Origin of the sequence: Serratia sp. JSRIV002, from assembly GCF_019968725.1 — a bacterium.
In the GTDB taxonomy this organism is placed as follows: domain Bacteria; phylum Pseudomonadota; class Gammaproteobacteria; order Enterobacterales; family Enterobacteriaceae; genus Chania; species Chania fonticola_B.
In genome coordinates this window covers 4,601,011-4,623,510 of record NZ_CP074143.1, presented here as the reverse complement: position 1 = coordinate 4,623,510, position 22,500 = coordinate 4,601,011, and the positions used below count along the sequence as shown (strand labels likewise).

Genomic DNA, 22,500 nt, shown 5'->3' with positions numbered 1-22,500 from the left:
GGTGCTTAAGCTTTGGGGATAAACAGCGAGAAAATGGCGCCGTGCGGATCGTTGTCCGACACTTCGATGCTGCCATGTGCCTGAGCGACGTGGCTGGCCACCAGGTGCAGGCCGATACCGTGGTCGCCCTTATCTTTGGTTGTTACGCCTTGTTCAAACAGCGTATCACGAACCTGCGGTGCAATCCCGGTGCCGCGATCGGCCACTTCGATCACCAGCTCGTTGCTGCTGTCATTGATATAGAGTTCTACCGCTTCGTGCGGCGCTGCGCAACGCAGCGTAGCATCGAACGCATTATCCAGCAGGTTGCCAATAATCGACATCAGCTCGGTTTCATTCAGCACGGCGGGGATTTGGCGCAGCTGGCAGGCGGGGTCGAAGCGGAGTTCAATGCCTTTTTCCCGTGCGCTGGAGTATTTGCCCAACAGCAGGCCACACAACGCGGCGGAGCTAAAGCGCTGGGAAATGAAATCGAGGATCTCCTGCGCACCTTCCGACTGGGCCTCCACATAGCGGACGGCTTCGTCATAACGTTGCATATGCAGCAAGCCAGCGAGCGTGGCCGTCCAGTTCAGCTGTTCGTGGCGCATGATGCGCAGGTTGTCAGCATAGCGTTTTACCTGGCTAAGCTGGCTGCTGAGGGTGTTGATGTCGTTCTTGTCGCGAAAGCTGATCACCCAACCCTGTAGCTCATCTTCCTGCATGATCCGCACCCGGCTGGCAATGACTCGCACATGGTTGAAACGGCACACCTCGTCATGGGTGTCGTGCCCCAGCTGCGTAGCGGCAAAGAAATCGGGCTGCGACTGGATGATCTCACCGATATGCTGGCCCAACAGATTATTGGCCGGTTGGCGCAGGTCCAGCAGTTCACGCGCGGCGTGGTTAATGGTGATGATGCGCAGTTGCGGATCTATGGCGATCACCCCTTCATAGATAGCTTCCAGCAGGGCTTTTTGCTGGCGCACCAGCAGCGCGATCTCTTTCGGCTCTAATGAAAACATCTGGCGTTTCAGGTTTTTCGATAATAGCCAGGAAAAGATAAACAGTGCCATCAATAGCAAAACGATCGAGGCCACGATCTGGGTCAGCGTATGGGCATTTAAACTGTCGATATGGGATTTAAGATACCCGACGGAAACAATACCGATCACCCGGTTATTGTCATCCACAATCGGTGCCTTGCTGCGTAATGAAATACCGATCCCCCCATTGCGGATCGAGATAATGCTTTTGCCTTCCAGCACTTCTTTATTATCGCCCCCCACCATGGGGGTGCCCAAACGGTCGGCGTGTTCGGAATGGTAAAGGTGAATGGTATGGCTATCGCCGATCACAATATAGCTGGCATCGCTGCTGGCGCGGATTTTTTTCATCAGTGTAGCGATATATTGCGTGTCGTTATTTTCAACTGCGGTGACCAGGGAGGGGATCAGCGCAATCTCACGTGCCTGCACTTGGGCACGGGCACCCAGATCCCGGTGCAACTGCGCATCCAGTTTGTAGTAAGTGTAAACACCGATCAGCGTCAGCAACACGCAGGAAAAGGCGACCAGGCACAGGAACAGCTTGATATGAAAAGAGAGTTTGATGTGCATGGTTTGCCGCGAGTCCTGGTGTCCGTTTGGGTGACTACCCTATCATGAGTCGCCCTTGAAGTAATATTGCCCAAGATCAAGTTGTGAGCATCGGCACGGCTTTATTGTAAGGAGGAATGAAAACAAACCTATTATTAAACCCATTAACTCCACAGGTTATTTTACATAAATCGTATTAACACCATAGAAACCATAATCCCCATTAAAAACCCTTGTTTATTTTGAACAAAATCACAGCGGTGACTCCAAGCGTTTCTCTATGATGGCCGAACAAACAATAAGAGGCCAGATTATGAGCACAACCGATGATTCCTACCTCGTTACCAAAGATAAAACTGCCGATATTCCGCTGCGCGAAAAGTGGTGGCATATTCTGGATAATTACAAAATAGGAATTATACCGCTGCCCTTCTTCGTGCTTGCAGGAGTGCTGATCCTGCTCGATTGCCTGGCAGGGAAATTACCCAGCGATATCGTGGTGATGGTGGCGACGCTGGCGTTCTTCGGCTTTGCCTGCGGTGAGTTTGGCAAGCGTCTGCCGCTGGTGGGGAAAATGGGGGCTGCCGCCATCTGCGCCACCTTTATACCTTCCGCACTGGTGCACTATGGTTTGCTGCCGGACGTGGTGGTTGAATCCACCACCAAATTCTACAAGTCGACCAATATTCTTTATCTCTACATCTGCTGCATCATCGTCGGCAGCATTATGAGCATGAACCGCCAGGTGCTGATCCAGGGCTTCCTGCGTATCTTTGTGCCGATGTTGTGCGGTGAGGTTGCCGGTATGCTGGTCGGGATGGCGGTGGGTATGGCGTTGGGCCTGGATCCGTTCCAGATCTTCTTCTTCCTGATCCTGCCGATCATGGCCGGTGGCGTGGGGGAAGGGGCGATCCCATTGTCGATGGGCTATGCCGCCATTTTGCATATGGAGCAGGGCGTAGCCTTGGGGCGTATCCTGCCGATCGTGATGTTGGGCAGCCTGACGGCGATCGTGATTGCTGGCCTGCTGAACCAAGTGGGGAAACGCTATCCGCACCTTACCGGCGAAGGCAGCCTGATGCCGAGCAAGCAGGGTGATAGCGAGGTCGCGGCAACCGAGAAACTGAGCGGTAACGTGGATGTTGCCACTATCGCCTGTGGCGCGCTGCTGGCTATCCTGCTGTATATGGTGGGCATGTTGTTACACCGGCTGATCGGCTTGCCGGCCCCGGTAGGAATGCTGTTTGCCGCGGTGGCGGTGAAGCTGGCACACGGCGTTTCGCCACGTATTCAGCAAGGATCGCAGGTGGTGTATAAATTCTTCCGCACCGCCGTGACCTATCCGATCCTGTTTGCCGTAGGGGTTGCTATTACGCCGTGGCAAGAGCTGGTCGATGCCTTCACCGTACAGAACCTGATTGTGATCGTGGCCACGGTAAGCACGCTGGTGGCCACCGGTTTCCTGGTTGGCAAGAAGATTGGTATGCATCCGATCGACGTGGCCATTGTTTCCTGCTGCCAGAGTGGACAAGGCGGAACCGGTGACGTTGCGATACTGACGGCGGGCAACCGGATGTCACTGATGCCCTTCGCCCAAATCGCAACGCGCATCGGCGGAGCGATTAACGTCTCGCTGGCGCTGCTGGTGCTGTCGCATTTCTATTGATGACCCCTCACCCCAACCCTCTCCCACAGGGAGAGGGAGCTGAAAGCCCCTGCTCTGTTGGGAGATAGGCGAAAATCTCAGCGAAGGTGAGTCAACTAAAGTCCATGATCGATCACCGTACCTCACCCCAACCCTTTCCCACAGGGAGATAGGCGAATATCTCAGCGAAGGTGGGTCGACTAATGTACATGATAGGTCCTGGTACTTTCATACCGATCTTGAGGAGTTAATCTGTAATTTGTTGATGTATAAGTAGAACATAGTAGTTGAAATGTGGCTCGTTCAGTCCCCTCTCCCTGTGGGCTGAGGTATCCCCAGAAAAAAATGAAAGGCACGATGAAGTGTGATCTACTGGTTGCGCTAACAAAACAGAAGAGACCTCATCGTGCCTTTACAAACAGTTTGCCAGAAATTTTTCTCCGCGTCTTTACGTGGTATCCATTCCTTTCGTATTAAGGGACTTACAGATATGGCCGCTGCACTCTGCAACGGCGCTGACCTGACGCTAACCAGCATCGGCCGCATGCTTCCAGGTAAGGCCCACGTCAAAAATAAAATCAAGCGAGCCGATCGAACCCTCGGTAATACCGCTCTTCATCGCGACCTGCCTCGCATCCAGCAACTGCTTACCGGTGCTATCACATCATTGATGCCGTTCTGCGTTATTGCTGTCGACTGGACTGGATGGCACGACAAAAACTGGCACTTGTTGCGAGCCAGCTTGATCTGTAATGGCCGTTCACTGCCGCTGATGAGCGAAGTCGTGCCTGCCAAACTGGCACAAAACAGTCAGGTACAGTGCGCCTTCCTTGACCGCCTGCACGCGGCCATTCCCGCTGGAAAGTCCGTCACGATAATCACGGATGCAGGCTTCAGAACTGACTGGTTCAGGCATATAAGCCAACTGGGTTGGTTTTTTACGGGCAGGGTCAAAGGTGTTATCTGCTTCCGTCCTGAAGGAAGCAAACACTGGATGAAAGTCAGTGAACTTCAGGCAGAAGCCAGCCCCCGGAAAGTCGGCAATGGTGTGCTTGCGCGTAAACCCAAACTCCCTTGCGGTGGCAGCCTTTATCTGCAAAAGCGTCCATCGGCAGGGCGGCATGGAAAAGGGACTGAGTCAAAAACAGAAAAAGAACATAGAAAAAGCGCGCAGGAACCGTGGCTACTGTTCAGCAACGTGGAAGGTCTGGAGCCCGCTCAGATAATGACACTCTATAGCCGTCGGATGCAGATAGAGCAAAACTTCCGCGATGAAAAGAGTCACCGCTTCGGGTATGGGATGAGGTATGGGCGGAGTCAGGGTAAAGGACGCCTGGAGGTGCTGAGTGTAGTGGCGGCCATGGCGAGCCTGGTGATGTGGCTGACGGGGTATATGGCAGAAAAGAAACAACTCCATCGCCATTATCAGGCCAATACGGTGAAAGACAGGAGAGTCCTGTCATATCTGAGGCTTGCCTGGGAGATATTACGAGACCGCCCCATAATAGTGAGAAGGATAAAAATAGTTAATGCGCTGAAAATATTAGGAAAGGAGTACAGTAATATGGTCATGGGATGTTGACCATATTACTGGGGATCACTCAGCCCTGTGGGAGAGATACCGTCTTGTCGGCTATCCGGCAAGCGGTATTTCCGCATTAAATGTCTTTCCTGATTTCACCACACCATAGGCCAGTTGCAGCAACTTTCGCATCGCCGCACACACTCTTTCTTTGCCCGACTTCCCACGCAACTTTAGCCTTTCTGTTAAGTCTTTAACCACAACATTGTATTGGCCTGCCACTACCGCGGGCATGTATAACGCACTTCGCAGCTCACCGTGCCCCACTTTCGATAACCGGCTTTTCCCTTTAAACATCCCCGACTCACATCGCTGTGGATTCAGTCCTGCGTACGCTACCAGGGCCTTGCTGCTGGTGAACCGACGCAGGTTTCCTGCGAAGGCCAGCAGGCTGGAGCTCAGCATCTCTCCCACTCCAGGGATACTTTTTAGCAACTCGCTGTCCCGTTTCAGGTCAGGGTTATCATCGATGTGCTGACTGATTTTCTTTTTCGTTTCTCGTATCAGTTCATCCAACGTGGCGATGTGCTCATTGAGTGAAGGGACGATGACTGCTTCGGCCACCTCCAGGCGATTTTCTTCCATCTGACGCATCTCTTCCAGGTTCTTAAGATGCCTGACCAACGCGGTCAACTGGCGCTCGCTCAACGGGGCTGGGAACCACGGGGCAGGCTGATGCAGTGCGCAGTAGCGGGCTATCATCGCTGCATCGCTTTTGTCCGTTTTGTTCCGGGCCAGTTCTGTATTGCCGAAGGAATGGATACACGCCGGGTTCATCAGACTGACGTGGTAGTTGTTGTCTGCCAGATAAGTGGCCAGTTCCGTGCTGTAGCTCCCGGTGGCTTCCATACAGACATGACAGTCGCCAAAGCGGCTCAACCAGGCTGCGAACTCGCGGCATCCAGAAGGGGTATTGGCAAACTTTTTGGTTTTATACTTCTGATTGTCCAGCAGTACGGCGACATCAAATTTGTGTTTAGCGATATCAACGCCGACAGGGGTTCTACGCATTATGGCACTCCATAACCATGTCTGAAATTTATCGCCGGACCATCCTTATATGTAGGTGCTCATAGGCACAGGATACCGTTCGGTCTACAAGGCGACAGGGAAATAGACAGCCGGGGCACAATCTCTCCCACGGGCTCATAGGCACTAGGGTTAGGGGGAGCTCACCGGCTATCTCCCGATGATCAGTCGGGGATCTTCTCCGCTAAGGCGGAGAAGATCAAGACATAAGGGTTAGGGTTAGGGTGAGGGGGCTAGCGGTGAGGTTAAGTGACTCTTGCTGATGAAAAAACAACCATAGCTATTGAGTATTCAAGAGTGGTGTAGCACAATTGAGCTACATTTTTTGTCATCGCCGAGGTTTGACCATGTCAACCACCACCATCCGCCTGCCTGAAGAACTTAAAGCTCGCGTCGCGGCCGCAGCAGACAAGGTTGGCGTGAGTTCTCACAGTTTTATTCTGCAGGCTATTACGGAAAAAACTCAGCGGGAAGAGTTACGTCGCGATTTCGAGGAACAGGCGGAACAGCGTTATGCCAACATTATCGCCACGGGTGAGACCATTTCCTGGGACGATATGCGCGGTTATCTGGAAAGCTATGTAGCCGGAAATAGCACGGCCACCCAGCCTGTAGCGAAAAAACTGGGGGGGCGATGACCAAAATCGAGTTGGCGCCAGAGGTCAGGGATGATATCGAGCGTATTCTCGACCATTTGGCGCATTATGAGGTAGCCGATACCGGGCAGCGAATTCAGGAGATTATCCAGGCGATTACGGTACTGGAACATAATCCGTTGATTGGCAGGCCACTTGGCTCAGGAACGCGTGAGTTGATTATTGGCCAGCAAACGCGAGGATATTTGGCGCTTTATAAGTACGTGCCCGATATTGATACGGTATTTGTTCTGGCCATCCGTAGCCAGAAGGAACTGGGTTATTAATTGTTGAGGTTTTAGCTAGAGGCGCAGCATCCTGTTCCCTATCAGGCTCAGAATTCCCAGTCCTCATCTTCGGTATTCACCGCTTTGCCCATCACATAGGAAGAGCCGGAGCCGGAGAAGAAATCGTGGTTCTCATCGGCGTTGGGTGACAGCGCCGACAGGATTGCCGGGTCTACTTGTGCCATTGCCGGTGGGAACAACGCCTCGTAGCCCAGATTCATCAGCGCCTTGTTGGCGTTATAGTGCAGGAAGGTTTTGACTTCTTCCGTCCAGCCCACCCCGTCGTAGAGCTCTTCGGTATAACGCACCTCGTTGTCGTAGAGATCCTGCAGCAAATCGAAGGCAAAGTTCTTCACCTGCTGGCGGCGGGCCGGGCTGGCCTGCTCCAGGCCTTTCTGAAACTTGTAGCCAATATAGTAGCCATGCACCGCTTCATCGCGAATGATCAGGCGGATCAGATCGGCGGTGTTGGTCAACTTGGCCCGGCTCGACCAGTACATGGGTAGGTAAAAGCCGGAATAGAACAGGAACGACTCCAGAAACACGCTGGCGACCTTTTTCAACAGCGGATCGTCGCTGCGATAGTGCGTCAGAATGATGCTGGCCTTTTTCTGTAGCGTGGCGTTTTCCTCGCTCCAACGGTAAGCCTCGTCAACATCCCGGGTTTGGCACAGGGTGGAGAATATCGAACTGTAGGAACGGGCGTGTACCGCCTCCATAAAGCTGATGTTGGAATACACCGCCTCCTCGTGCGGGGTAATAGAATCGGCGATCAGCGCCGGTGCGCCAACGGTATTCTGGATGGTATCCAGCAGCGTCAGCCCGGTAAATACGCGGATGGTGAGCTGTTGTTCCTTGGCGGTCAGCGTAGCCCAGGATGGAATATCGTTCGACAACGGCACCTTTTCCGGTAGCCAGAAGTTGCTGGTCAGCCGGTTCCACACCTCCAGATCCTTGTCGTCATGAATCTTGTTCCAGTTGATGGCCTGCACTCGTTGCATTGTCATAATCTTCCTCACAGCGCGCAGGACACGCAGCCCTGCACCTCGGTGCCTTCCAACGCCATCTGGCGCAGACGGATGTAATAAATGGTCTTGATGCCTTTACGCCAGGCGTAGATTTGCGCGCGGTTAATGTCGCGGGTAGTGGCGGTATCGCGGAAGAACAGCGTCAGCGACAGCCCCTGATCCACATGCTGCGTGGCGGCGGCGTAGGTATCGATAATCTTTTCCGGGCCAATTTCGTAGGCGTCCTGGTAATACTCCAGGTTGTCGTTGGTCATGTAGGGGGCTGGGTAATAGACCCGGCCAATCTTGCCCTCCTTGCGGATCTCGATGCGTGAGACGATCGGATGGATGCTGGAGGTTGAGTTATTGATGTAGGAGATGGAGCCGGTAGGCGGCACCGCCTGCAGGTTCTGGTTATACAGCCCGTGCATCATCACCGCAGCGCGCAGTGCCAACCATTCCTCACGCCCAGGTATGGCGATATTGGCGTTGGCAAACAGTTCGCGTACCCGCGCGGTTTTTGGCTGCCACTCCTGCTCGATGTATTTGCTGAAATACTCCCCGCTGGCGTAGGTGGAGTTCTCGAAACCGGCAAAACTGCTGCCGCGTCCTATTGCCAGCCGGTTGGAGGCGAGCAGGGCGTGGTAGGTCACGGTGTAGAAGTAGATATTGGTGAAGTCGATGCCTTCGTCCGAACCGTAGAAGATGCGTTCGCGCGCCAGATAGCCGTGCAGGTTCATCTGGCCCAGGCCGATGGCATGTGTTGCCTGATTCCCGGCGGCGATAGACGGCACCGAGCCGATATCGCTCATATCCGCTACCGCCGTCAGCCCGTAGATCGCGGTTTCCACCGCCTTACCGAAGTCTGGCGCATCCATGACTTTGGCAATGTTCAGCGAACCCAGGTTGCAGGAGATATCTTTGCCGATCTCGGCATAGCTCAGGTCCTGATGGTACCGGCTGGCGCTGTTAACCTGCAGGATCTCCGAGCACAGGTTGCTCATATTGATGCGCCCGGCGATCGGATTGCTGCGGTTGACCGTATCTTCAAACATCATGTACGGATAGCCGGATTCGAACTGGATCTCCGCCAGCAGTTGGAAAAATTCACGGGCGTTGATGCGGGATTTGCGGATGCGTTTGTCATCCACCATCTCACGGTATTTTTCGCTGACGCTGATCTCAGACAGCGGTACGCCGTACACCTGTTGCACATCATAGGGAGAGAACAGGTACATCTCTTCGTTATTTTTTGCCAGCTCGAAGGTGATATCCGGGATCACCACCCCCAGCGACAGGGTTTTGATGCGGATTTTTTCGTCGGCATTTTCCCGCTTGGTATCCAGGAAACGCAGAATGTCTGGGTGATGGGCGTGCAGATACACAGCCCCAGCGCCTTGACGTGCTCCCAGTTGATTGGCGTAAGAGAAGGCATCCTCCAGCATTTTCATTATCGGGATCACCCCGGAGGACTGGTTCTCAATGCGCTTGATTGGCGCACCAACCTCGCGGATATTGCTCAGCAGAAAGGCCACACCGCCGCCGCGTTTGGAGAGTTGCAGCGCCGAATTCACCGCGCGGCCAATCGACTCCATATTGTCTTCAATACGCAGCAGGAAGCAGGAAACCAGCTCGCCGCGCTGCTGTTTGCCGCAGTTGAGGAAAGTGGGGGTTGCGGGTTGGAAGCGCCCGGAGATGATCTCTTCCACCAGATCCTGCGCCAGAGCGGTATCACCCGCCGCCAGCCGTAACGCAACCATGCACACCCGGTCTTCATAGCGTTCCAGATAGCGCTGGCCATCGAAGGTTTTCAGCGTATAGCTGGTGTAATATTTGAAGGCGCCGAGGAAGGTCTCGAAGCGGAATTTCCTGGCATAGGCCTGTTGGAACAGCTGCTTGATAAAGGCGAACTCATACTGCTCCAGCACCGCTGCTTCGTAATATCCCTCATCCACCAGATAGCGCAATTTCTCCGCCAGATTGTGGAAGAACACGGTGTTTTGGTTCACGTGCTGCAAAAAGTATTGCCTGGCGGCCAGCCGATCCTTATCGAACTGGATGCGCCCTTCGGCGTCATAAAGGTTGAGCATCGCGTTGAGCGAATGGTAATCCAGCGTGGCGCTGGCGGACCTGGTCAGTTCTGTCGTTGCCAAAATGCGGTGACTCCCTGTTGAACGATTGCGACGTCTTGTGTGGTGCCGAGTAGCTCAAATCGATAAAGCACCGGTACCTGGCATTTTTTGGCGATGATGTCACCGGCGATGCCATACGCGGCGCCGAAATTGGTGTTACCTGCGGCAATCACACCGCGCAGGTAACCGCGATTCTGCGGATCATTGAGAAAACGGATCACCTGGATCGGTACGGCACCGACGCTGCTGCCGCCGCCGTAACTGGGCACGATCAGGATATAAGGGTGCTCCATCAGTACTTTTTTACTGCCCGCGATCGGGATGCGTATCGCGGGCAGTGCCAGCTTCTCAACGAATCTGTGGGTGTTCTCCGAACTGCTGGAGAAGTAGACCAGCGGATCCATGGCACACCTCAGGAGGTTAGGGCGTTGGCTAACGCGCCGATCTTGTCCGGGCGGAAACCAGACCAGTGATCGTCACCGGCGATAATCACCGGAACCTGTTGATAGCCCAGTGATTTAACGTGGTTCATCGCCTGCTGATCCTGAGTCAGATCGACCACGCGATAGTCGATCCCTTGTCTATCCAGGGCACGGTAGGTGGCATTGCACTGGACACAATCTGGTTTGGTGTAAATAATAATACTCATGATTCGCATTTACCTTTTGTATTGAAGGAAAGGCGGATAAGTCAGAAAGTTGAGCATGATAGGGCGTTTCTGACGGCGTCACCAACCCAAGCGTTTCCCCCTGCGTTGATGAATGAATACTATATGTGGATATTTATATTATCAACATCACCATATGTGGTGTTTTTCGGTTTTTGGTGCGCAGGCCGCGCCGAGGCTGGAAAAGCGGTGGGGAAATATTTTTTGCGATGAGGATCGAGCAGGCCGGGTTGCCCCGGCCAGCAAAATTACTGCCGCATGCTGACTGCCAGGCGGTTAAAGGCGTTCATAATGCTGATGGCAAAGGTCAGATCGCTGATTTCGGCATCGCTGAAATGGGCTTTCAGGGCGTCAAAGGCACTGTCCGGTGCGCCGGTTGCCGCAATCAGGGTGACCGCTTCGGCCCATTCCAACGCGGCACGTTCTGCCTCGCTGAATTCATGGCTGACGCGCCAGCCCGCCAACGTATCCAGCTTGGCGTGGCTCGCTCCCCCTGCACGCAGCGCTTTGCCGTGCATATCCAGGCAAAAAGCGCAGCCGTTGATCTGCGAAACGCGCATAAACATCAGCTCAATGATCGCTTTATCCAGCGGGCCTTTCTCTAGCCCGCCCAATGCGCTCACCATGGCTTTATAAGGGGCCGGTGACAGTTCGGCGTACTGCAAACGTTGCTTGATCATGTTCAAACCTCGGATTAATGACGTAACCAATGTATGGCGCTACTTTAGCCGCGATATGGTCTATGCTATAGAGCCATAAAATGATTATTTAACCAGGCCATGACACGCCCTATTTTTGCTGCCCTACGGCTGGATCCCCAACTGGCCGAGCCCCTATACCGACAGATCTATCTGCGGATCAAAGACGCGATCGTGCAGGGAACCCTGGTGGCTAACAGCCGTTTACCTTCGGTACGCGGCTTGGCAAGCGATTTGGGGATAGCACGTGCGACGGTTGAGAATGCCTATGCTGCGCTGGTGGCTGAAGGTTTTCTGCAAAGCCGGGGCCAGGCGGGAACCTATGTTTCCTCCCAGTTGCTGAAAATGCCTGAGCGCCCCAAGCTGTCAGCGGTACCCCCCTTGGCGACTCCGGCGCCCTCCGCATTTCAGTCTCATCCCGCCGGGCCGACTCAACCCTTCCAGCTTGGCCTGCCCGCGCTGGATGCCTTCCCACGGGCGGTATGGCAGCGCATCGTTGCCCGGCAACTGCGTGGCACCACGATAGCCTCACTGGCACACCCACCACCTAATGGCCTGCCGGAACTGCGCGAGGCAATCGTGCATTACCTGCACCTTTCCCGTGGCATCGTCTGTCGGCCGGAACAGGTATTTATCTGTGCGGGTTATCAGGCTTTGCTAGAGCTGGTGATCAACGCGTTGTTGAAACCGGGAGAGGCGGTCTGGCTGGAGGACCCTGGTTATCCGGTTACCCAGCCGCTGTTTAGCGCCGCCGGCATGCAAATTGTCCCAGTGCCGGTTGATGAGAAAGGGATGGATATTGACGCCGGTATTGCCACCCGGCCAGACGCCCGCATGGCGGTGCTGACGCCGACTCACCAAAGCCCACTGGGCGTTACCCTCAGCCTGGCCAGGCGTATGGCGCTGCTGGATTGGGCAACCCGTCACTCGGCATGGATCATCGAAGACGATTACGACAGCGAATGCCGCTACTACGGCAAACCTTTGCCGCCGTTAAAAAGCCTCGATCGTCAGGGGCGGGTGCTGTACGCCGGGACCTTCAGCAAAACCCTGTTTCCGGCGTTACGCATGGCCTATCTGGTGGTGCCCGCAGAGCAGACGGCGGCTTTTGAGCGCTGTAGCCAGCTGCGAGGCTGCGGTTGCCCACCGTTACTGCAAGCCGGAGTGGCCGATTTTATCAACGGCGGGCATTTTTACCGCCATCTGAAGCGCATGCGGTTGCTGTATCGCCAGCGGCGCGCATGGTTGGCGCAGGCCCTGACACAGCGGCTTGCAGACTATTTGACGGTGGCACCGCAGGCCGGGGGCATCCAGATGTTGGCGCATTTGCAAGCTGGGCTCAATGACAGTGAGCTGGCAAAGAGAGCCTGGCAACAGGGATTGTCGATACAGGCATTGTCGGATTGGCAGATGTCTTCGCCTGCCGATAATGGTCTATTGATGGGCTTTGGCAACTTCACCAGCTATAGCGAAGCGGAGCGCGCGGTGGACCGGCTGGCGGCGATTATCGAGGGCGGAAAATAAAGCGGCCCACGGAAAACCGTGGGCCAGACGCACATCTGTTTTTATGGTTAAAACCAGCTACATGGGTTAACGCCGTGCAAGCAAGACGCCGAGGACGATACCAACAGCGGCACCGATGCCTACGCCCTGCCAAGGTTTTTCTCGTACATAGCTATCGGCATTGCCGGCTACGTCGCGAGCATGTTGTGTCAGGCTGCTGGAACCGCTGAAGCGTGCACGGGCATCGCGTAATATCCCTTTTGCCTTACTGTGCAGTTCATGCAGTTCTTCTTTGGTCTTGCTGCTGGAGTCACGTAATACTTCATCCAGCGTATCGGCCAGCAGGTTCACGTCCTGATCGATGTCTCGTTCTACTTTCTCTGTCTTGTTAAACATTCGACTCTCCGTTACGACACATGTCCTTTAAGTGTAGACCATTTTGAGAAGTGTGCTGGCGATCACGAAAATTAATGGCTATCCCCGCGAAAAACGAAGCTTTTTTCGGGGCTTATCCCCGCCTAAGGGCCTGGCGACAAGCTCTGTACATTTGGTTACTCAGCGAAACCAATCACTCACGGAAACGGCGAATTGATTCCTCTATTATCTCCTCAACGGCCCAACCGGGCTTACCGAAAAACACAATCTGAGGATTTAAAGATGAAAAAAGTATTAGCGCTGATCGTTGCTGCCACCATGGGCCTGTCTTCTGTTGCTTTCGCTGCTGATACTGCGGCTGCACCGGCACCTACTGCGGCTCCTACTACTGCGGCTCCTGCGGCTGAGAAAGCTCCAGCTAAAGCGACTCACCACAAGAAAGAACACAAGAAAGCCACCAAAAAAGCACCAGAGCAGAAAGCTCAGGCCGCTAAAAAGCACAGCAAAAAAGCGCCAGTAGCTCAGAAGGCTCAGGCTGCCAAAAAGCATCACAAAGCCGCCACCAAACCCGCTCAAAAAGCTCAGGCCGCTAAAAAACACCACAAAGCTGCCGCGACCAAAGCTCCAGTAGCTCAGAAAGCTCAGGCTGCTAAAAAGCACCAAAAAGCCGCAGCCAAACCCGCTCAGAAAGCCCAGGCTGCTAAAAAACACCACAAATCAAGCAAGAAAGCCGCAGCTCCTGCAGCTAAATAAGTGAAGATAGCGGAGCCGTCAAAGGTTCCGCCTCCTCTGCTGAATACTCTGACACCCGGTTTTCCGGGTGTCTTCTTTTGAGGTGAGGTCATCATGATGAACCGCTACCTGTTTGAAGTGATCTTCAGTGCCGTCACGCTATGTGGTCTGGTGGTTGCCTGGCAATTGTTCCTGGCCAGCAGCTTCCTGTAATTATTGCCCGATAGGCGTTTCGTGCAGGTGCAGCCAGCGTAGCCCGTCTGCGCTTTGGGTAAAGACCACGGTAGAATAACGCAAGGTCGCAGGTTGGCCTGGCAGCGTTTGCTTCTCGCGATAGTTGACTACGGCCCCCGTTGGCCATTCTGCGACCATCTTCATTTCTTCGATCGCAATCTCCAGCCCCGGCTTTGCAGCCCGATGCGCCTGGAAAAATCCCTCCAGTTCGTTGGACCCCAGCTTGCTGCCGTTTAGGGCAATCATGCAAAAATCTGCCTGAAACCGCGCCAAGAGCGGTTGCCGTTCTCCAGCCCCTTTTCCCAGCCAGTCGGCGATAGCCACATGGGCGTCAATCACTTCGGTAAAATAACGATTCATCAGGATCCCTGTTCAGCGTTGAGATGGCGCACGATGGCGCGGTTGGTAATACGCAGGCACAGCAGCATCGGGAACAGCGTACTGGCTGCGGCGAGATAAAAACAGTAACGATAGGCCATGAGCGCCTCCATATGGCCGAGCAACAGATTGAGCAACAGGCTGAGCAGGGTAACGCCAAAGCAAAAGCTCAACTGGCGGTTGATATTCCATAGGGCGCTGGCATCGGCCAACTGGGTGTCGGCAATGGTGAGAAAGGCGCAGCTTTGTGCCGTGCTGCTACATAGGCTGCCACCCAGCCCCATCAAGGCAAACGCGAAGATTTGCCAGCCATGCTGCCCGGCATCTCCGATCTGCGATAAGGCCAGCATCCCCAGGCCTTGCAAAGCGCAACCGGCAATAAACAGCGGGCGCGGGCCGCAACGGTTGAAAACCTTGCCGGTCAGGGTGATAGCAGCGAAAGAGGCCAGTGACCAGGGAACCATCAGCCCGCCCACCTGAGTGGCCGACATACCCAGCTGGTTTTGCAGGTACAGCATCGCCACCAGGCTGACGCCGATGAACAGACCAGGGATGCACTGGTAGACGATCATGGCGATACGCAATTGTGGGTCCCGCACCAACCGCAGGTTCAGCAGCGGGTGTGGATGGCGCAGGCTGTGCCGCAGGTAGTAAGCAAACACCAAGAGCCCAGCGAACAGCAAGCTAGCGCCTTGCAACAGCAAATGGGGGTCGCTCAGACGGGTCAGGCCAAGCAGGATCAAGGTAAGTGCCAGGCAGGCGCTAATCAGCCCGGTGACGTCCAGCCGCTTAACCTCGCTGGCCGCAGGCTCGTTACGCAGCCACAGAACGGCCAACAGCAAAGCCAGTGCCGCCAGCGGCAGGTTGCTGTAAAACACCCAACGCCAGTCAAGATGATCGACAATCAGGCCACCCAATGCCGGGGAGAGCGCCGGAGCCAGCAGCCCCACCAGCATGATGGCGGCAGAAAGCCCGGCACGTTCATGGCTGCGAAACAGCTGATAGGTGAGCGTTTGGCCAATCGGGATCAGCAACCCTCCGCCCATACCTTGTATCACCCGCCAGCCGATCAGTGCTTCGATCGAGCCAGCGCGGCCTGCCGCCGTGGTTGCCAGCATAAACAGCACCAACGACAGCAGAAAGACCTGCCGCCCGCCAATGCGTTGCGCTAGCCAGGCGCTGAGCGGGATCACCAGCGTCAGGCCAAGCAGGTAACCGTTGCTGATCCAGGCCAGTTGGCTGATGTTGGCCTGCAAAGCGTGTCCGATCGCCGGGTAGGCGACGTTGGCGATAAACATGTTGATCAGATCGACAAAGAATCCGAGCAGATAGACGATTGCCACTTTAGTGCGATAAGCCATGAAGCCTCCGGTTGAAGGCGTGCAGTGTAGCGGGCGGGAAAGGGCTGATAAATCGGCGCTGGGCGATTACACTGTCAAAAATATTTTGACAGTGGGTGGGTGAAAGATGCTCAATTTAGCCAGATTAGCGATGTTTGCGGCGGTGGTCGACACCGGCAGTTTTACCGCTGCGGCGGAGGCACTGGGGCAAACCAAGGCGGTGGTCAGCTTTAACATCAAGCAGTTGGAAAGCGAGCTAGGCGTTTCATTGCTGGTGCGCAGTACGCGGCGGCTGTCACTGACCGATGCTGGCGAGCGTTTTTATCCACGTTGCCAACGGCTATTACAAGATGCGGAGTACCTGCTCGACGATGTGCGTCGCGATCATCACGGCTTGAGTGGCATTCTGCGCATCACAAGCACGCCGGAATATGGTGCGCAGGTTGTGGTTCCGGCCTTGGCCGCCTTCGCGCAGTTGCATCCGCGCTTACGCATTCAGCACGTTTCTTCTTCCTATCACGCGGATCTGATTTCCGAGCGGTTTGACGTGGCTATCCGTCTGGGTCAGTTGGCGGACTCCAACCATCATGCGGCGCTGATCGATAACTTCGCTATCTTGCCGGCAGCGTCTCCGGCTTATCTTGCACGGTGGCCGATCGCATCATTGCCTCAACTGGCTCAGGCTGCCTGGCTGGCCCACAGCCGCCTCCCTTCGCCGCTGAGTTGGCAAGTGCTCACCCCTGAACGTCAGGCGGTGTTGTTCAGGGTGGAAGATGACGCCAGGCTGATGGCCGATAGCGCCACCGCGTTGCTGACTTTCGCGTTACAAGGTGCGGGGGTGGCCCTGCTGCCAGAATGGTTGGTACGGCCCGTTATTGCCAACGGGCAGTTATGCCACCTGCTGCCAGATCATCAGTTCCCGGTACAGAGCATTTATGCACTCTATCCCAACACGCGCCATGTGCCTGAGAAGGTCCGAGCGTTTATCGATTTCCTGCGGGCGCGGATAGCCACGGCTGAATAAAAGCCAGCACGGCAGCGATGGTTTGCTGGTGGGCGCGTTCACGCTCGGTGGGGGACGATCCACAGATAAAGGCTTCCCCTTCCTCCGCTAATATCTCTGGGGCGGCTGGGGTACAAAGCTGTAAGAAATCGAAGTGATTGCTGCCCGGCAAGACGACGGCCTTGATTGGCTGCTGCCCGCTGTGCGTTGCCAGTGACTCAGCTCCCAGACTTTCCGGATCGCTGCCCGGCATAAAGCGTTGTGCGGCGATGACCAGCAGCGGCGCGCTGATTTTGCGCAGGCTGGCCGGTTGCAGATAGGGCACCATGCCTGGGTCCAGGGCGATGGCGAAGCGGATGCGGGCATCGGTGTAATTAGCGTCAAACTGGGTGGTAGAGATGCTGTTTTTGTTAACACCGGCATAAAACAGGCAGTTAGGCGAGCGAGGTTGGCGCTGGCAACCGGCGATAAAATCCTTTAACGCGACTTGGCCGCCAATTGCAGATATCGCGCTGTAACCCCCTTTGGAATGCCCTGCCACACCAATGGCCTGTGCGTTGATCCGCGGCTGCCATGTGCCATCCTTGAGCATGGCGTCGATCAGCGCCGAGATATCGCGCGTTTGTTGCCACAGTTCGAGCGATTTTGCCGGGATGGAATCACCGCTGGTACTGCCCGGATGATTGGCTGCAACCACGATCATTCCTTGTTCCACCAACGCCTTCGCCAGCCAGGCTTGGCTGCTATTGTTGCCACCGCTGCCGTGGCTGATGATCACCAAGGGAAAATGCCCGGTTGCCGGTGGGGCGTCTGGCAGAGCAGGGATGCCTGCAAATACCGGCCTGCCGCCAACCTGTTGCGGCTGGCCTTGGGCATGAGTGGGATAATAGATACGGCTAACCAATGGGCGATCGCCGTTATAAAACGTTTGCAGGCGGCTGGCAACCTGCCAGGGCGCGGCGGTGGCGACACTGCTAAACAGCAGGCACAAGATCCATAACTTTTTCATGATGACTCCTTCAAGGGGAAAACCAGACCATCGCATTCGCGTTATCCTGGCGCGACCTCGATCGCGATCCAGGTCGTTAAGCGATTGTTTTAGCTGATTATGGTCTCTACACTGGGGCGTTCCCGAATAACCACAGAGGTAACATGCCGCTTATCCCGCTGTCTTTTCTCTTCAGCCTGTTGTGCCTGGCGTTGATCGTGCGCCTTGGTTGGCCACGGCCACACCGTTGGCTGCTACAGCTGTTGCTGTTGATCTGCGCCTGGCAAAGCCTGCTGGTGGGGATCCGTTTTGGCTATCAGCAACCTTGGGTCGCTATTTTACAACCGCTGGGGGCCGCTCTGATCCCGCCTTTGTGTTATCTGGTGCTGATGCTACAAGCCCGTGGGCCGATGGGCTGGCGCATTTTTGGGCATCTGACGTTCCCGCTATTGGTGCTATTGGCGCAGTGGCGCGTCTTGGCGGCGCTGGATGGGCTGATCGTTATTGGCTATCTCGGTTATGGCGCGGCTATTTTGCTGTACCTGCGGCGCGGTGAGAATGCCTTGCAGCAGGTGGCGCTGGCGGACAGTTGGCTGAGCTATCGCTTATGGTGCGGATTGGGCGGCCTGCTGATCGTCTGCGGCCTGACCGAGTTGGCGATCACCCTGGATTATTCGCTATTAGCCGGGAGGCATGCTGGCGCACTGGCGGCTTTTGGCAATGTGATGATGGTCTTGGGAGTCGGACTGGTGCTTGGCCGTGAGCGCCAACAGCAGGAACCCGAAGAACAGCCCTTGCCACCAGTGAAAACCGAGGCGCTAACAGAGGATGATGAGCACTGCTTTGAACTGATCAACCAGCGGCTCCGCCAGGACGATCTCTATCTGGAACCGGCACTGAACCTAGCCCGGCTAGCACGCAAGGTGGGCATACCGGCACGTAAGGTCTCCCAGGCGATTAACCAGCAAGCGGGGATGAACGTATCCCAATACGTGAATCAATTACGCATTCAGCAAGCGGCGCAGTGGTTGAGCAGCAGCGATCGCCCGGTGACCGAGATTATGCTGGAGGCCGGTTTCAGCACCAAATCCAACTTTAACCGTGAGTTTCTGCGGGTTCAGGGGATGAGCCCCAGCGAATGGCGTAGACAGCAGGCGGGGGGCCAATAGCTGCAGATTATTCCTAAACCAGAATGAGTACGGATAAATTAATTGTTTCATCTCCTGATTACGGTAAGGTCGCAAAGCTACCCAGAACTGAGAGGAGAAATAGATGTATTTACGGCCGGATGAAGTGGCTAAGGTGTTAGAGAGTACCGGTTTTGAGCGTGATTATGTCACCGATCAGACCTACGGTTTTCGCAAGGGCGAGCACTACGTGTATGTGAATCGGGAAGCGCGAATGGGCAGAATGGCGTTGGTGATCCACCCGGCATTGAAAGAGAAGAGCCTCCATTTTGCCACGCCCACCTCGTTGATGCGTAACAGCGAGCAGTATCTTGAGTTTCCCCTGGATTTAAGCGGTGATACGCCCAACACGCGTTACGGCATTCCTCACGGTTTCAGCTCCCGCGATGCGCTCTCGCGCTATCTCTACAGCATGTTCCTTTAAACTCTCCCCCGTAAGCGGGGGAAAGCTTCACCAGTTGCCCAGTGCTTCCCGGTTATAGCGTTCGTTGTAGGCTCGGCGGAACTGCGCCAGTTCAAACGCATCCAGATCCAGTTCGGCAAAGTAAAACAGCGCCGCCTCGGTGTGTTCGGCATGCAGTTCCGGCGACAGCTCGGCACGCAGCAGCGTTTCCCGCCACAGGCCAATCTGCTCATCGTCCGCCTGCTTGATAAACGTCAGGTAGATAAACAGCATATAGGCGGCCTGATGAATCTCTTCGGTATAACCGTTGTTCAACATGCGGATAAAGCTTTGGCTGTGGCGGCTGCCCATTTCCTGCAGCATGGACTCCACCAGCATCGGTTTTACTTTCAGCAAATGCGCCAGTGAATCTATCGCCTTGCGGGTGTCGGAGGTCAGGACACGATAGCCAATAATGAAAACTACGATCAGGGCGGCGATGATGATCCACGTCATGTATGATTTTTACCGTCTTGGTGCGCAGCATCCGCGCCCGAAATTGTCAGTGTTGCTCGCCGCTGAAATTGTCTGCGGCCCGTTGTTTATTATGGACATGGCGATTAAAGGTGGCGGCATCTTGTGCCAGCGCATCCAAATGGGCACCCAGCATCTTGATCTGCTTGACCAGGGCATGCTGTTCCGGCACCGAACTGGCGGTGCTTAGTTTGTTGACCAACTGTTCATTCTGCATGCGCAGCGCGATTTCACGCCGTTGCGCTTCGGCCAGCTGTTGTTGCAAAGCCTGGTAGCTTTGTTGCCATTCACGGTGCTGCTGTTCGAAGCTGGCTTGTAACTCATTCATTGCATTCTGAAACTGGATTTCCAGCTCGCGCATATTCATGGGTTGGATCCTTTGCGGCACTCAATAATGGCCTGCAGTATAACGAAAACCGCTCACAACCTCACCCGTTGCCGTCAATTCCTTGCTTGCAACCCTGGCAAGGCGTCTTACAATCAAGCCATTCCCACTAAAAGCAATAGTCCGCCGGTGGGTGAAATCTCCCGAGAGTGATGTGAAATGAGCAACGAAGAGAACGATTTTTTTGCCCAGGCGATGGCCGATGTGAGGCCGTTATCCGCGGGGCAATCCACGCTGTACCTCAAGGCGCAGGATCCCGTCGATAAACGTGCTCGTCGGGAAGCTCAGGCGTTACAGTTGGAGAACTTCCTCAGCACCGGCTTTCTGGACATTATTCCCTGCGATACCCCGCTGGAATATAAGGGCGAAGGTATTCAGCAAGGGGTGCTAGACAAGCTGCGTCACGGCCACTATCCAACACAGGTCAGCCTCAACCTGTTGCGTCAGCCGGTCGAGAACTGCCGCCAGGCGCTGTTCCGCTTTATCATCCAGGCGGAGAAAGACAGCCTGCGTTCGTTGCTGATTGTGCATGGCCGTGGGCGCACAGATCAAAGCCATCCGAATATCATCCGCAGCTACCTGGCCAAATGGCTGGGGCAGTTTGAGCAAGTGCAGGCGTTTTGCCGGGCACTGCCACGTGACGGTGGGGAGGGGGCGTGCTACGTCACCTTGCGTAAGTCTGCTGCTGCCAAGGCGGATAACTTCGAACGCCATGCCAAACATAGCCGCTAAGGTGTGAGCATGGCGGCGCAGGAGAGCGCCGCCATAGGGGAGAGCTAGCGTTTAAACCACTTATAATCCAGAGAGTAACGGCCAGCACCGGTGACGGCAAGCAGCAGCAGACCGGCGATAATACTGATGTTTTTAAAGAAGTTGATTTCGTTGCCGATCATTTCTGCCCCGCTAAAACGCCAGAACGGGTGGCCGATAAAGGCGGTACCCAGCACATAAAGCGCATAAATGATGGCTATCGGCCGGGTGAAGGCCCCCAGCACGATGAAGATACCGAAAATGAACTCCACCACCACGGCGACAACCGCGGCCAGGTAAGGCATTGGCGTACCGTAGCCCTCCATTGCCGTGACCGTGGCACCAAAGTTGGTCAGCTTCATCCAACCGAAAATCAGAAACAGGATCATCAGCAAAATTCTGGCCAACAGAATGGTGCCGTCTTTTACACTTTCGCTCATTGTGAACCCCTTAACCACTACCCAAAATAGGTTGCTGTACCTGGTAAATACTAGATCAACTTCACATTTTATCTAGGGAGATGGCGTGAGAGAGTTCACGGAATATCAGCAGACGCCGAAGTCGTCGTCTTCGTGATAGGGGTTCACTTCGTTGGCCTGCACCTCGGTGCGTTGCTCTACCCCCAGTTCGACCCAACTGCATATCAGCGCCTCTCCATCCTCTTCGATAACGGTCATTTTTGGCCCACCGGTTTTACGCTGCACAAAATCACCCACGCTAAATGACATATCGTTTCTCCAGATCTGTTAGGGGGAAAACTGAGTATAGGAGACCGGAGGGATCCCTCTATAAACATTCCTCAACTGCCACCTTACGCAGGGGGGGGCCTGCGTAGATGCCCGATGAATTGCCGTTTGTGCCTGAATTGGTTAAGTATTATGCTGGCAGCAGGAAAATCACGCTATTTAGGGTACATCATGACAATTGAAATTCGCCCGGCGGTGAAAGCCGATGCCAAGCTAATTCTGGATATGATCATCGAGCTGGCCGTGTACGAAAAGGCTCGTGATGAGGTGCGAACCAACCAGGCAGAGATCGAGGAAAGCCTGTTTGGCCCCAACGCCTGCGCAGAGGCGCTGATTTGCAGTGTCAACGGCGAGCCAGCAGGCTATGCGGTGTTCTTTATGAGCTATTCGACCTGGCTGGGTAAGAACGGCATCTATCTGGAAGATTTGTATATCACGCCCAAGTTCCGTGGGGCGGGAACGGGCAAAGCCTTGCTGCGCCATATCGCTCAGCTTGCCTGCGAACGCCGTTGCGGACGCCTGGAATGGAGCGTACTGGACTGGAATCAGCCAGCGATTGATTTCTATCTCGGCATTGGTGCGGCTCCGCAAGATGAATGGGTGCGCTATCGCATGGAAGGCAAGGTACTCGAGCAGTTTGCCATGTCTTGATCTGCGCCCGTTTCGGGGGAGGCATCTCCTCCGAAGGTTGAGATTGAATGCTT

At 55.0% G+C, this 22,500-nt stretch carries 26 protein-coding genes; 11 read left to right on the top strand and 15 right to left on the bottom strand.

The window, feature by feature from the left end; translation table 11 throughout:
* Nucleotides 1-5 precede the first annotated feature (5 nt).
* Nucleotides 6-1,598: a sensor histidine kinase gene (locus KGP26_RS21780; RefSeq protein ID WP_218518985.1), complete on the bottom strand. Its 1,593-nt coding sequence runs from the start codon at nucleotides 1,596-1,598 to the stop codon at nucleotides 6-8.
* A gap of 292 nt (nucleotides 1,599-1,890) precedes the next feature.
* On the opposite strand from KGP26_RS21780, the gene KGP26_RS21775 reads away from it, so the two are divergent.
* Both KGP26_RS21775 and KGP26_RS21770 read left to right on the top strand, forming a co-directional pair.
* Nucleotides 1,891-3,243, top strand: a complete 1,353-nt coding sequence (locus KGP26_RS21775) for a 2-hydroxycarboxylate transporter family protein (protein ID WP_223664609.1) — start codon at nucleotides 1,891-1,893, stop codon at nucleotides 3,241-3,243.
* A gap of 469 nt (nucleotides 3,244-3,712) precedes the next feature.
* A complete protein-coding gene (locus tag KGP26_RS21770; protein WP_223664561.1) occupies nucleotides 3,713-4,804 on the top strand; it encodes an IS4 family transposase in 1,092 nt (363 codons plus the stop codon).
* A 51-nt stretch (nucleotides 4,805-4,855) separates the two neighbouring features.
* On the opposite strand, the gene KGP26_RS21765 is transcribed toward KGP26_RS21770, so the two are convergent.
* Nucleotides 4,856-5,815 (bottom strand): IS110 family transposase, encoded by a 960-nt coding sequence (locus KGP26_RS21765; protein WP_059199085.1) that lies wholly within the window; start codon nucleotides 5,813-5,815, stop codon nucleotides 4,856-4,858.
* Nucleotides 5,816-6,180: 365 nt separating this feature from the next.
* Here KGP26_RS21765 and KGP26_RS21760 point away from each other — a divergent pair, with 365 nt between their 5' ends.
* Both KGP26_RS21760 and KGP26_RS21755 read left to right on the top strand, forming a co-directional pair.
* Nucleotides 6,181-6,471: a CopG family ribbon-helix-helix protein gene (locus KGP26_RS21760; RefSeq protein ID WP_021807621.1), complete on the top strand. Its 291-nt coding sequence runs from the start codon at nucleotides 6,181-6,183 to the stop codon at nucleotides 6,469-6,471.
* Complete coding sequence (locus tag KGP26_RS21755; RefSeq protein WP_021807622.1) at nucleotides 6,468-6,755, top strand: type II toxin-antitoxin system RelE/ParE family toxin; 288 nt, start codon at nucleotides 6,468-6,470, stop codon at nucleotides 6,753-6,755. The genes KGP26_RS21760 and KGP26_RS21755 overlap by 4 nt, the downstream gene beginning before the upstream one ends.
* Nucleotides 6,756-6,802: 47 nt before the next feature.
* Here the strand turns inward: KGP26_RS21755 and nrdF are convergent, their stop codons facing one another.
* From nrdF to KGP26_RS21730, 5 genes are all read right to left on the bottom strand, one after another.
* On the bottom strand, nucleotides 6,803-7,762 hold the full coding sequence (gene nrdF / locus KGP26_RS21750; RefSeq protein WP_223664608.1) for a class 1b ribonucleoside-diphosphate reductase subunit beta: 960 nt from the start codon (nucleotides 7,760-7,762) through the stop codon (nucleotides 6,803-6,805).
* Between the two features lie 8 nt (nucleotides 7,763-7,770).
* On the bottom strand, nucleotides 7,771-9,915 hold the full coding sequence (gene nrdE / locus KGP26_RS21745; protein WP_209555294.1) for a class 1b ribonucleoside-diphosphate reductase subunit alpha: 2,145 nt from the start codon (nucleotides 9,913-9,915) through the stop codon (nucleotides 7,771-7,773).
* Nucleotides 9,897-10,298, bottom strand: coding sequence for a class Ib ribonucleoside-diphosphate reductase assembly flavoprotein NrdI (gene nrdI / locus KGP26_RS21740; protein WP_021807625.1), 402 nt, complete (start codon nucleotides 10,296-10,298; stop codon nucleotides 9,897-9,899). The genes nrdE and nrdI overlap by 19 nt, the downstream gene beginning before the upstream one ends.
* Before the next feature lie 8 nt (nucleotides 10,299-10,306).
* Nucleotides 10,307-10,543 (bottom strand): glutaredoxin-like protein NrdH, encoded by a 237-nt coding sequence (nrdH, locus tag KGP26_RS21735; RefSeq protein ID WP_021807626.1) that lies wholly within the window; start codon nucleotides 10,541-10,543, stop codon nucleotides 10,307-10,309.
* A gap of 266 nt (nucleotides 10,544-10,809) precedes the next feature.
* Nucleotides 10,810-11,241, bottom strand: a complete 432-nt coding sequence (locus KGP26_RS21730; RefSeq protein ID WP_024484824.1) for a carboxymuconolactone decarboxylase family protein — start codon at nucleotides 11,239-11,241, stop codon at nucleotides 10,810-10,812.
* A gap of 99 nt (nucleotides 11,242-11,340) precedes the next feature.
* Between KGP26_RS21730 and KGP26_RS21725 the strand changes: the two genes are divergently transcribed.
* A complete protein-coding gene (locus KGP26_RS21725) occupies nucleotides 11,341-12,783 on the top strand; it encodes a PLP-dependent aminotransferase family protein (RefSeq protein ID WP_223664607.1) in 1,443 nt (480 codons plus the stop codon).
* Between the two features lie 66 nt (nucleotides 12,784-12,849).
* Here KGP26_RS21725 and KGP26_RS21720 read toward each other — a convergent pair whose 3' ends face one another.
* Nucleotides 12,850-13,158 carry a YqjD family protein gene (locus KGP26_RS21720; RefSeq protein ID WP_021807630.1) on the bottom strand — a complete coding sequence of 103 codons (309 nt, stop codon included), beginning with the start codon at nucleotides 13,156-13,158 and terminating at the stop codon, nucleotides 12,850-12,852.
* Nucleotides 13,159-13,419: 261 nt separating this feature from the next.
* On the opposite strand from KGP26_RS21720, the gene asr reads away from it, so the two are divergent.
* A complete protein-coding gene (asr, locus tag KGP26_RS21715; protein ID WP_021807631.1) occupies nucleotides 13,420-13,890 on the top strand; it encodes an acid resistance repetitive basic protein Asr in 471 nt (156 codons plus the stop codon).
* 192 nt (nucleotides 13,891-14,082) lie between these two features.
* On the opposite strand, the gene KGP26_RS21710 is transcribed toward asr, so the two are convergent.
* Together KGP26_RS21710 and KGP26_RS21705 are read right to left on the bottom strand one after the other, a co-directional pair.
* Nucleotides 14,083-14,463, bottom strand: a complete 381-nt coding sequence (locus KGP26_RS21710) for a DUF4440 domain-containing protein (protein WP_223664606.1) — start codon at nucleotides 14,461-14,463, stop codon at nucleotides 14,083-14,085.
* Nucleotides 14,463-15,842, bottom strand: coding sequence for an MFS transporter (locus tag KGP26_RS21705; protein WP_223664605.1), 1,380 nt, complete (start codon nucleotides 15,840-15,842; stop codon nucleotides 14,463-14,465). Before KGP26_RS21705 ends, KGP26_RS21710 begins: the two co-directional genes overlap by 1 nt.
* A gap of 106 nt (nucleotides 15,843-15,948) precedes the next feature.
* On the opposite strand from KGP26_RS21705, the gene KGP26_RS21700 reads away from it, so the two are divergent.
* Nucleotides 15,949-16,845: a LysR family transcriptional regulator gene (locus KGP26_RS21700; protein ID WP_223664604.1), complete on the top strand. Its 897-nt coding sequence runs from the start codon at nucleotides 15,949-15,951 to the stop codon at nucleotides 16,843-16,845.
* Here KGP26_RS21700 and KGP26_RS21695 read toward each other — a convergent pair.
* Nucleotides 16,805-17,833, bottom strand: a complete 1,029-nt coding sequence (locus KGP26_RS21695; protein ID WP_223664603.1) for a dienelactone hydrolase — start codon at nucleotides 17,831-17,833, stop codon at nucleotides 16,805-16,807. The genes KGP26_RS21700 and KGP26_RS21695 overlap by 41 nt on opposite strands.
* A gap of 143 nt (nucleotides 17,834-17,976) precedes the next feature.
* Between KGP26_RS21695 and KGP26_RS21690 the strand changes: the two genes are divergently transcribed.
* Nucleotides 17,977-18,981 carry an AraC family transcriptional regulator gene (locus KGP26_RS21690; RefSeq protein ID WP_223664602.1) on the top strand — a complete coding sequence of 335 codons (1,005 nt, stop codon included), beginning with the start codon at nucleotides 17,977-17,979 and terminating at the stop codon, nucleotides 18,979-18,981.
* Nucleotides 18,982-19,084: 103 nt separating this feature from the next.
* Nucleotides 19,085-19,423 (top strand): DUF2002 family protein, encoded by a 339-nt coding sequence (locus KGP26_RS21685; RefSeq protein WP_021178947.1) that lies wholly within the window; start codon nucleotides 19,085-19,087, stop codon nucleotides 19,421-19,423.
* A gap of 27 nt (nucleotides 19,424-19,450) precedes the next feature.
* Here the strand turns inward: KGP26_RS21685 and KGP26_RS21680 are convergent, their stop codons facing one another.
* Complete coding sequence (locus KGP26_RS21680) at nucleotides 19,451-19,897, bottom strand: DUF1198 family protein (protein WP_223664601.1); 447 nt, start codon at nucleotides 19,895-19,897, stop codon at nucleotides 19,451-19,453.
* Between the two features lie 46 nt (nucleotides 19,898-19,943).
* Nucleotides 19,944-20,282, bottom strand: a complete 339-nt coding sequence (locus KGP26_RS21675; protein WP_021178945.1) for an MbeD/MobD family mobilization/exclusion protein — start codon at nucleotides 20,280-20,282, stop codon at nucleotides 19,944-19,946.
* Between the two features lie 177 nt (nucleotides 20,283-20,459).
* Between KGP26_RS21675 and smrA the strand changes: the two genes are divergently transcribed.
* Nucleotides 20,460-21,032, top strand: a complete 573-nt coding sequence (gene smrA, locus KGP26_RS21670) for a DNA endonuclease SmrA (protein WP_223664600.1) — start codon at nucleotides 20,460-20,462, stop codon at nucleotides 21,030-21,032.
* A gap of 44 nt (nucleotides 21,033-21,076) precedes the next feature.
* Here smrA and KGP26_RS21665 read toward each other — a convergent pair whose 3' ends face one another.
* Both KGP26_RS21665 and KGP26_RS21660 read right to left on the bottom strand, forming a co-directional pair.
* The gene (locus KGP26_RS21665) at nucleotides 21,077-21,490 is read right to left on the bottom strand and encodes a DoxX family protein (RefSeq protein ID WP_021178944.1); all 414 of its coding nucleotides are present in this window, start codon (nucleotides 21,488-21,490) and stop codon (nucleotides 21,077-21,079) included.
* A 105-nt stretch (nucleotides 21,491-21,595) separates the two neighbouring features.
* On the bottom strand, nucleotides 21,596-21,778 hold the full coding sequence (locus tag KGP26_RS21660; RefSeq protein ID WP_021178943.1) for a YodC family protein: 183 nt from the start codon (nucleotides 21,776-21,778) through the stop codon (nucleotides 21,596-21,598).
* Between the two features lie 189 nt (nucleotides 21,779-21,967).
* On the opposite strand from KGP26_RS21660, the gene KGP26_RS21655 reads away from it, so the two are divergent.
* On the top strand, nucleotides 21,968-22,447 hold the full coding sequence (locus KGP26_RS21655; RefSeq protein ID WP_223664599.1) for a GNAT family N-acetyltransferase: 480 nt from the start codon (nucleotides 21,968-21,970) through the stop codon (nucleotides 22,445-22,447).
* Nucleotides 22,448-22,500 lie beyond the last annotated feature (53 nt).